The organism is Anaerotruncus sp. (assembly GCF_057433415.1).
This window is the reverse complement of sequence record NZ_DBMDHH010000080.1, coordinates 1-9,063: the sequence shown is the minus strand read 5'-3', so window position 1 is coordinate 9,063 and position 9,063 is coordinate 1. Positions and strand designations below refer to the sequence as shown.

The window sequence follows — 9,063 nt, the reverse complement described above, 5'->3', positions numbered from 1 at the left end:
CGCCGCCGCGCGGGTGCTGACCGAGCTGCTCACGCCGCCCGCCGCTCAGCCGCCGTCCCCGGACGCGCCCGGGTACGGCGCCGCCGCTTCCTCCGGTCCCTCCGCTCCGGCGGAGGGGCTGAGCGGCGCGGGCGGCTGGTTCGGGCGCGGCGACGCGGCGGGGAAGGAGGCTCCCTCCTCCTGCGCCTTTTCGCCGATCCTCGTCTCGGCGCGGGTGGACGCGCCGGCCGGGGGCGCCGTGACCTCGCCGTTCGGCTGGCGGGAGCACCCCATCTCGGGTGCGGAGGACTTCCACCGGGGGGTGGACATCGCAGCGGCTTCGGGCAGCGGCATCTACGCGTCGCTGCCGGGGCGGGTCGTGGAGGTGGACAGCTCCCCCATCTACGGCAACTACATCACCCTTGACCACGGCGGCGGGCTGACGACCACCTACTGCCACTGCGAGTCGATCGCCGCGCCGCTCGGCGCGAACCTGCGGCGGGGGGAGCTTGTCGCGCTGGTGGGCAGCACGGGCATCTCCACCGGGCCGCACGTCCACTTTGAGATCAGCAAGGACGGCCGGTACTACAACCCCGCGTGGGTGCTCGACGGGATGGACGCCGATGGAGTTTGAGTGGGGCGGCACGCGCTATTCCTTCACCTTCGGCTTCTTCGCGGTGCTCGCGCTCTGGCTGCTCTGCGACCGTTCGGGGCTCGGCCTGCCCGCGCTGGGGGGCGTGCTCGTGCACGAGGGTGGGCATATCCTCGTCATGCGCCTGACGGGCGCGCGGATTCTCGCCATGCGGTTCTGCGCGGTCGGGGTGCGGCTGGAAAAACGCGGCCTGCTCTCCTACGGCCGGGAAACGGCCGTCTACCTCGGCGGCGTGGCGGCGAACCTGCTCGCCGCGGGGGCGTGCGTCCTCCTCTGCGGCTGGAACGGCTTCGCCGCCGCAAACCTGGCGCTCTGCATCTTCAACCTCCTGCCGGTCGGCCGGCTGGACGGCGGAGTGCTGCTGGGGCTCGCGCTCTGCCGCGCCGGGAAGCCCGAACAGGCGGCGTTCTGGCAGAAGCTCGCGGGGTTCGCGGTGCTCACGCCCCTCTTCGCGGCGGCCCTCCTGCTGCTGCCGCGCGGCAATTATACGATGCTTTTGACCGCGCTTTATCTCGCGGCCACCCTCCTGCGGGGATAGGACGAAGGCCCCTCCGGCGCTGCCGGAGGGGCCTTCGGTTTGTCATTCGGCGGGATGTGTGGTAAAATGCAGGAGGAAGCGGCGGCCTCTTTTTTCACAAAATTTTGCCAGCCCGGATGAAAACCGCCAAAATCCGACACTGTTTCAATATCGGATTCGACGGACATAGGAGGAGGGCTTTGGATGAAACGGATGCTCTGCACGCTCGCGGCGGGTTTGCTCTGCCTGTCGCTGGCCGCCTGCGAAAGTCCGGGGGCGGACGCTCCCGGCGGGGCGCTGCCCGGTTCCCCGCCCGTGACGGCGGGCGTTACCCCGGCGGAATCGGAGCCCGCGCCCGGATCGGCGGAGGAGTCCCCCAAAGCGTTCCCGGAGGAGGCGGTCATCCTGAGGCCCATGGAGGGAATCGGGAAGAGCGAACTGATCTATGGGGATTTCTTACAGTCGGGAGACGTGCTGGTGTGCAGCTGGTATGAACGGAAGGGAGAGGGCTCCGAACTCCATTGGATGATCGGGGCGTTTGACCTGTCTTCGGGGGAGATGCGCTACCGGTTTCCGGTAGACGAGCTCGTCTGGGGGATGGAGAAGGTCTCATACGGCCCCTATGACTACCGGGTCCTGCTCACGGACCGGATGCTCTACCGGAGCAGCACCGACGAAACGGCCGAAGAGGTCGTGCCGCTGCCGGAGAATATCGCGCTGCTGGAGTTTGGCCTTTCGACCAGATATTCGCCCTGCGCCTATGACTATAGCGGGAACGCCTTTACCTGGGCGGCGGAGGACGGCATTTGGATTTCGGACGCGCGGGGCGAAAACGCCCGAAGAATCCTGAACAACAGCGATCTGCCCGACGGGATGGGGGCCACGCCCGATGCGCCGCCCTATCTTCTCTACGCTCCGCGGTTTCTCTGCAATGGGGAAAAGGTGGCGGCCGCGCTCTTTTCTCCGTATGCGGGAGACGGGGAACACTATGCGGGCGCGGTTCTGTGCGATCTGGAAACAGGGGCGCGGACAGAGCTGGAAGTGGGCAGGCGGACCAACGGGTCGATCAAGTGCGGCGTCGAGGACCGCTATGTGATCTCACAAAGCGCCTCATATACCGTCGTTCTGGATGCGCAGACCGGCGAAACCCGGGAATACCCGATCCATTTTGGAGATCATTATCCGGATCTTCTATTTGGCGCACAGACGCTTGTACGGGCCGCAATGGACGGCGATAATGACGAGATCCGTTTTTACGTCTGTTCCCTCGACAACCCTGACGACCAATCCAAGCCTCTGCCCGATTTTGGATGTAATGATTTTGACGTCATCGGGCCGGGGAGACTCACGGAATCCTATGTTTATTTTGAAGATGTGGACGGCGACGGCCCGTGGCTGGCCGCCGTGAAATACCGCTAGGGGGGATTTGATGAAACGATGGCTCTGCGCCCTGCTGGCGCTGGCGCTCTGCCTCTTTGCGGCGGGCTGCGTGCAGCCGCCCGTGGAGGGTCCCGCGCCCGCCAAGGAGCCCGCGCGGCCCGCTCCGGAAAAGACGGACGACCCGCTCCTGCTCGCGATGGAAGCCGAACTGACGGGCGCGCGTCCCGGCGACGTGCGCATCGACCCGCCGGGCGAATTCCAGCGGGTGAGGATGTCCCGCGCGCTGGTGGAGGGGATCGCGAACCTGCTGACCGTCTCGCCCTTTGAGCGGGTGGAGATGCGTTCCATCGAGGGGGAGGAGGATCTCGGCTACCAGCAGGTGAGCGTGCTGGGCGGCGGGAAAGTCTGTTCCCTCGAACTCTTCCTCTGCGGGGAGAGCCACGAGCTGTATCCCGGGAAGACGGTGCTCTGGCTCCAGGTCGGGGACGAGACGGGGCAGTACCTGTTCGGCGGGGAGGTCTATGACGGGATCGCCCGGCTGGTCGGGAAAAATACCCTCCCCGACGCCGTGAGCCTCGAGGGGGAGTACCTGCCGCTCGATTCGCCGGATCCCGGCTCGCAGGACCTCTATCCGCGGGAGCTGCTTCAGCTCGGCGGGGTCCTGCTGGTCCGCTATGAGGACGCGGACGGCAAGGCGCTTTTCGAGGCGTTCGACACCTCGAGCGGGGAGGCGCTTTACGACTTTTCGCCGGAAGCCGGGATCGACCGGATGGAAAGGACCTCCTTCAACGGCTGGGACTACCGTCTCGTCCAGGACAACGGCGTCGTCTCCTACCGCTCCGCCTCCGATCCGGAAAAATCGGAGGAGTACCGCCTCCCGCTCGAGCTGTGGCGGCGGATGTCCGGGGAGCGGCCGGGCGGCTACGACCTCGACCCGGCGTCCGGGGCCGCCGCCTGCGCCGACGGCGAGGGGGTGTGGCTCGCCGGACCCGGCGGCACGGTGCGGCGGGCGCTTTCCTCCGACAGCCTCGCCGAGGCGCTGGGGGACCGCTATCCCGCCAACGCGCCGGAGGATTTCCCGCAGCCGCGCTATACGGAGCCGCGCCTGCACGGGGGCGGAAGGCTGCTGACCGCGGTCGCGTCGATCCCGGGCGCGCAGTCGGATTACGCCGCGCTGGCGGTCTGCGACCTGGCCGCGGGGACAGTCGGCTATTACCGGAATTTCGGCGCGATGCGTTCGGGGACGGCCTATCCGGACGATATGACCGTCGTGATGCGCTCCGACACGGTCGACACGGTGCTCGACCTCTCGACGGGCGAGACGCGGGAAAGCCCGGTCATGCTCGACCGCGGGGTGCGGGAGCTCTTCACCGCGGACTATGAAAATTACCTCTCCGTGCGGACTTCCCGCGCGGACGACGGGCAGAATCTCGTGGAGCTCACCGCCTACGGGGAGGACAAGCCCCTCTTCACCGCGGCGGGCGGACAGTTCTACGTGGCGGGCGTCACGCCCGATTACGCGCTTTGCCGCTACCGGGACGGACAGCAGGCGGGGACCCTGCTGCTCCGGTGGAACCGCGCGGGCGCGCTGACGCTCCACTCCCTGCTTGCGGGCGAGACGGAGCGCGCGGGCGCGGCCCCGATCGACGCCTACGGGACGGGGGAATCGGTGGCCGTGCTGGCCCGCGCGGCGGACGGGAGCTGGTTTGTCGAATCGTTCGACGCGAAGACGGGCCGCAGCTTCGGGGACGGCATCCGGCTCGACCGGGAGACCCGCCCCGTCGCGCTCGCGCCCGTCTATGACCGGGCGGGGTACGACTACCGGCTGCTCACCTCCGGGTCGGTGCTCTACGGCAAGTTCGGGCAGCGGCTCCCCGTGGAGGAATACGCCCTGCCCGACCGCATCGCAACCGCTCTGCTCCCGGACGACGGCTCCTTCGACCTCTCGGGGGAGACGATCGCCTACGCGGCGGACGACGGCATCTGGACCGCCCGCGCCGACGGCACGGGGGAACAGCTCCGGCTCCCCAACCGGGAGATCGGCCAGCGGACGGACAACATCCCCGCGCGCTACGCCTTCCCCCGCCTGATGGGCGGCGGGCGCTTCCTCGTCGGGATGCAGGCAATCCTGGGCGGCGAGACCTTCTACTGCGGGTTCACCGTCCTGGACCTTGTCACCGGGGAAAAGACGGAGGTCTTCGACCCGGACGGCTATTTCCCGGGCGGCGTCCTCTATCCGAACGACTATACCGTCGGGCTGCGGCAGGGGGAGACGGTCGACTATTACTCCCTGCCCGACCTGCGGCGCACGGCCGGACCGGGCGAGCCCTATCCAAGCGAAGCCTACCGGTTCGCATAGCTTGCATTTACCCCCCATTTCATGTAAAATGGGGGGTAGCTTTTTGAGAGGATGTTTCAAATCATGAATGTGAGAAAGGCGCTCGAACGGGTGCTTTTGCAGGTACAGAAGCCCGCGCGCTACACCGGCGGCGAGCTCGGCAGCATTGTAAAGGATCCGGCGAAGGTGGACGTGCGGTTCGCCTTCTGCTTCCCCGACCTCTATGAGGTGGGGATGTCCCACCTCGGCATGAAGATTCTCTACTCGCTGATGAACGAGCGGGAGGATATCTGGTGCGAGCGGGTGTTCGCGCCGGGCGACGACCTGGAGCGGCTGATGCGGGAGCACCGGATCCCCCTCTTCGGGCTCGAGAGCCTCGACGCCGTCACCGATTTCGACTTCATCGGCTTCACGCTGCAATACGAACTGAGCTTCACCGCCATCCTCAACATGCTCGACCTCGCGGGGCTGCCGGTGCGCTCCAAGGACCGCACCGGCCTTTCGCCGCTCGTCGTGGCGGGAGGTCCCTGCGCCTGCAACCCCGAGCCGATCTCGGCGTTCATCGACCTGTTCATCCTCGGCGAGGGGGAGGAGGTCAACCTCGAGTTGATCGACCTCTACAAGATCGCCAAGCGGGAGGGCTGGGACAAGCAAACCTTCCTGCGCCGCGCCGCGCGGATCGGGGGCATCTACGTCCCCTCCCTCTACGACGTCAGCTACCGGGAGGACGGCACGATCGAAGCCGTCACCCCGCGGGAGGGCGCGCCCGCCCGGGTCCTGAAGCGGATCGTCAGGGATTTCGACGGCGTCTACTATCCGAAGGATTTCGTCGTGCCCTTCACCGAGACGGTGCACGACCGCGCGATGGTCGAGGTGCTGCGCGGGTGCATCCGCGGATGCAGGTTCTGCCAGGCGGGGTTCCTCTACCGCCCGCTGCGCGAAAAGCGCCACGCCACCCTCGACCGGCAGGCGCACGACCTGTGCGACCACACCGGCTACGACGAGGTGTCGCTCACGAGCCTTTCGACGAGCGACTATTCCGAGCTCGAGCCGCTTCTGAACGACATGCTCTCCTGGACCGAGCGGGACGCGGTCAACATCGCGCTGCCGTCGCTGCGGGTGGACAACTTCTCCAAGGAGCTGGTCGAGCGGATCGCGGCGGTGCGCAAATCCTCCCTCACCTTCGCGCCCGAGGCGGGGACCCAGCGGCTGCGGGACGTCATCAACAAGAACGTCTCCGAGGAGGAGGTGCTGCGCACCTGCCGCACCGCCTTCGAGGGGGGCTACAGCAATGTGAAGCTCTACTTCATGATGGGCCTTCCCACCGAGACGGACGAGGACGTGGCGGGCATCATCCACCTCGCGCAGAAGGTGGTCGACATGTTCTACCGCCTGCCCGACCGCCCCAAGGGACGGGGGGTCAGCGTGACCGTCTCGGTCGCCTGCTTCGTGCCCAAGCCGTTCACCCCCTTCGAGTTCGAGCCGCAGGACACGCGGGAGGAGCTGCGGCGCAAGCAGCGCATCCTGCTCGACACGGTGAAGAGCAAGAAAATCACCGTCAAATACCACGACAGCCCGACGAGCTTTCTGGAAGCGGCGCTCGCGCGCGGCGACCGGCGGCTGTGCCCCGTCGTCGAATACGCGTGGCGGCTGGGCTCGAAGCTCGACGGCTGGAACGACTTCTTCTCGATGGAGCGGTGGGAGGACGCCGCCGAGGTGTGCGGCGTGGACTTCTCCTTCTACGCGAACCGCCGGAGGAGCTACGGCGAGGTCATGCCGTGGGACCATCTCGACTACGGGGTGACGAAGGCGTACCTCATCCGCGAGCACGAGCGCGCGCTCGCCGCGCAGGTGACGCCCCACTGCCGCCTCAACTGCTCCGGCTGCGGCGCGAACAAGCTGGTGGGAGGTGCCTGCTTTGGAAAATGAGCTCTTCAAAATGACCGTCCGGGTCTTTTACCGGAAGCTCGGGCGGATCAAATACATCTCCCACCTCGACATGGTGCGTTGCATCTCCCGCGCGCTCAAGCGCTCGGGACTGCCGGTGTGGCACACCCTCGGCTTCCACCCGCACGTCTACCTGACCTTCGCGCTGCCGCTCGCGCTCGGCTATGAGAGCACCTGCGAGTCGATGGATTTCCGCCTCACCGGGGAGCTGCCGATGGAGGAGGTGGTGGAGCGCCTCAACACCGTGCTGCCCGAGGGGGTCCGCTGCTACCGCGCGGCTCCGGCCGGACAGAAGCCGGAGGCGATCGCGTGGGCGGACTACGAGATCACCCAGGAGTTCGACGGGATGACGGCGGAGGCCGCCGCGGAAAAATTCGCGGCGTGGCGGAACCGGGAGACGGTCCCCGTCGTCAAGAAGGGCAAAAAGGGGGAGCGCGTGATCGACGCGAAGCCGCACTTTTCGGTGCGGGAGGAGTGCGCGGCGGGCGACACCCTCGTTTTTACGATGCGCGCCGCCGCCGGCAACACGCTCAACCTCAACCCCACCCTGCTGCTCGACGCGTTCGCGGCGGAGGAGGGGGTGCGCGCGGACTGGATGCGGGTGGTGCGCACCGCGGTTCTGGACCAGGATGGAAACCCATTTGAATAGGAGGCATGCAGGATGATTACAAGAAAACGGGAGCTTCCCGAGACGGTCAAGACGCAGATGCGCGGCGGCGACGGGGAGGTGCGCATGAAGGAGCTTTTGCAGCCCGGGCAGTTCTGCGGGCACGGCAGGCTCTTCAATCACATGGTCCTCGCGCCCGGCTGCTCGATCGGCTACCACGAGCACCAGGGCGAGAGCGAGACCTTTTACATCCTCGCGGGCGAAGCGCGCTACAATGACAACGGCACCGAGGTCACGCTCTCCCCGGGAGACTGCGCGCACACCGCGTCGGGCCAGGGGCACAGCATCGCAAACGCGGGGGAGACGCCGCTCGAGTTCATCGCGCTCATCGTAAATTCGTAAAAAACAGGAAGAAAATACTTGCATTTTGGATTCCCCTGTGGTATCCTATATAAGCATGTAATGAACGTTGTGATCCTGCAACGGGATTTCACGCCCAATCCAGCCGGATTGAACATGAAACCGGACAGTCCTCTGCCATCGATTTTGGGCATGAATGTCTGCAAAAAATAAGGAGGAAGCAGTAATGGACGCTTTGAAGCAGATCGTCACCGATTGCACGAAAGCAGAGCTGCCCAAGATCGAGATCGGCGATACCGTCAAGGTACACGTTTGGATCAAAGAGGGCGAGAAGAAGAGGGTTCAGGTTTTTGAGGGAACGGTCATTGCCAAGAAACACGGCGGCATCTCCGAGACCTTCACCGTCCGCCGCGTGGCCCACGGCTGCGGCGTCGAGAGGGTTTTCCCCATCCATTCCCCCAACATCGACAAGGTGGAGCTGGTCAGGAACGGACGCGTCCGCCGCAGCAAGCTCTACTACCTGCGTGACCGCGTCGGCAAGGCCGCCAAGGTCAAGGACACCATTCGATAAGAACGCTTTTGAAAGGGACGTGAAAACGTCCCTTTCTGTTTTGTCCGGACATGCGCCGGACAAAACTCCCCTTGAAAAAGGGGGCGCACACGAGGGGGATGAGGGAGCAAGGCCGCAGGCCGCGGCGATCCGGTTCCCCCTCGTGCAGCCTGCGGGCGGCCCCGCAGGCTGGGGACGTGAAAACGTCCCTTTTCTTCTTCCGATTCTTCGGCCGCGCCCCGGCCGACGCCGTCCGCCTTGAATCGCGGGACGGGGTGTGTTATACTGAAAATCTATCAATGGAAAGGTCCGGGCTTCCGGAAGGATGGGCGTATGTTGGAACAGCAGTACAGGACCCGACAGGACGCGCGGCGGGAACACGACTTCCGCTACGACATCAAGAACTCCCTGAACGCCAGGGAACGGCGCCGCGGCGCGGTGGCCGAGGTGTACGAATGGGTGGAGTCGTGCGTGATCGCGGTGGGGGTCATCCTGCTGATCTTTGCGTTCGCGGCGCGCACCGCGACGGTGTCCGGCCCCTCGATGCTGCCCACCCTGCGCGACGGCGACCGCCTGCTGCTGGTGCAGGCGGGCTACCACGACCCCCAATACGGCGACGTGGTCGTCATCGACCGCAGCCAGAAGGGGGAGCCGCCGATCATCAAGCGGGTGATCGGCCGCGCGGGGGACGAGATCGACATCGACTTTGAAACCGGGCAGGTCCGCCGCAACG

9 protein-coding genes are annotated in these 9,063 nt (G+C 66.0%); all 9 read left to right on the top strand.

Annotated elements, in window-relative coordinates; translation table 11 throughout:
- The coding region (locus tag ACZO3G_RS13990; RefSeq protein ID WP_486847349.1) for a M23 family metallopeptidase at nt 1-613 on the top strand (613 nt) is incomplete at its 5' end.
- A complete protein-coding gene (locus ACZO3G_RS13985; protein WP_101549722.1) occupies nt 603-1,169 on the top strand; it encodes a zinc metalloprotease in 567 nt (188 codons plus the stop codon). The genes ACZO3G_RS13990 and ACZO3G_RS13985, both read left to right, overlap by 11 nt.
- A 183-nt stretch (nt 1,170-1,352) precedes the next feature.
- Entirely contained in the window at nt 1,353-2,567 is a 1,215-nt protein-coding gene (locus tag ACZO3G_RS13980; protein WP_276872257.1) for a hypothetical protein, read from the top strand.
- Nucleotides 2,568-2,577: 10 nt separating this feature from the next.
- Entirely contained in the window at nt 2,578-4,887 is a 2,310-nt protein-coding gene (locus tag ACZO3G_RS13975; protein ID WP_276872259.1) for a hypothetical protein, read from the top strand.
- Between the two features lie 63 nt (nt 4,888-4,950).
- Complete coding sequence (locus tag ACZO3G_RS13970; protein WP_277138555.1) at nt 4,951-6,795, top strand: TIGR03960 family B12-binding radical SAM protein; 1,845 nt, start codon at nt 4,951-4,953, stop codon at nt 6,793-6,795.
- Nucleotides 6,785-7,462 carry a TIGR03936 family radical SAM-associated protein gene (locus ACZO3G_RS13965; RefSeq protein ID WP_276872262.1) on the top strand — a complete coding sequence of 226 codons (678 nt, stop codon included), beginning with the start codon at nt 6,785-6,787 and terminating at the stop codon, nt 7,460-7,462. Before ACZO3G_RS13970 ends, ACZO3G_RS13965 begins: the two co-directional genes overlap by 11 nt.
- A gap of 12 nt (nt 7,463-7,474) precedes the next feature.
- Nucleotides 7,475-7,822, top strand: coding sequence for a cupin domain-containing protein (locus tag ACZO3G_RS13960; protein WP_101549733.1), 348 nt, complete (start codon nt 7,475-7,477; stop codon nt 7,820-7,822).
- 184 nt (nt 7,823-8,006) lie between these two features.
- Nucleotides 8,007-8,351: a 50S ribosomal protein L19 gene (rplS, locus tag ACZO3G_RS13955; RefSeq protein ID WP_101549735.1), complete on the top strand. Its 345-nt coding sequence runs from the start codon at nt 8,007-8,009 to the stop codon at nt 8,349-8,351.
- Nucleotides 8,352-8,663: 312 nt separating this feature from the next.
- On the top strand, nt 8,664-9,063 hold a 400-nt coding region (gene lepB, locus ACZO3G_RS13950), incomplete at its 3' end, for a signal peptidase I (RefSeq protein WP_486847348.1).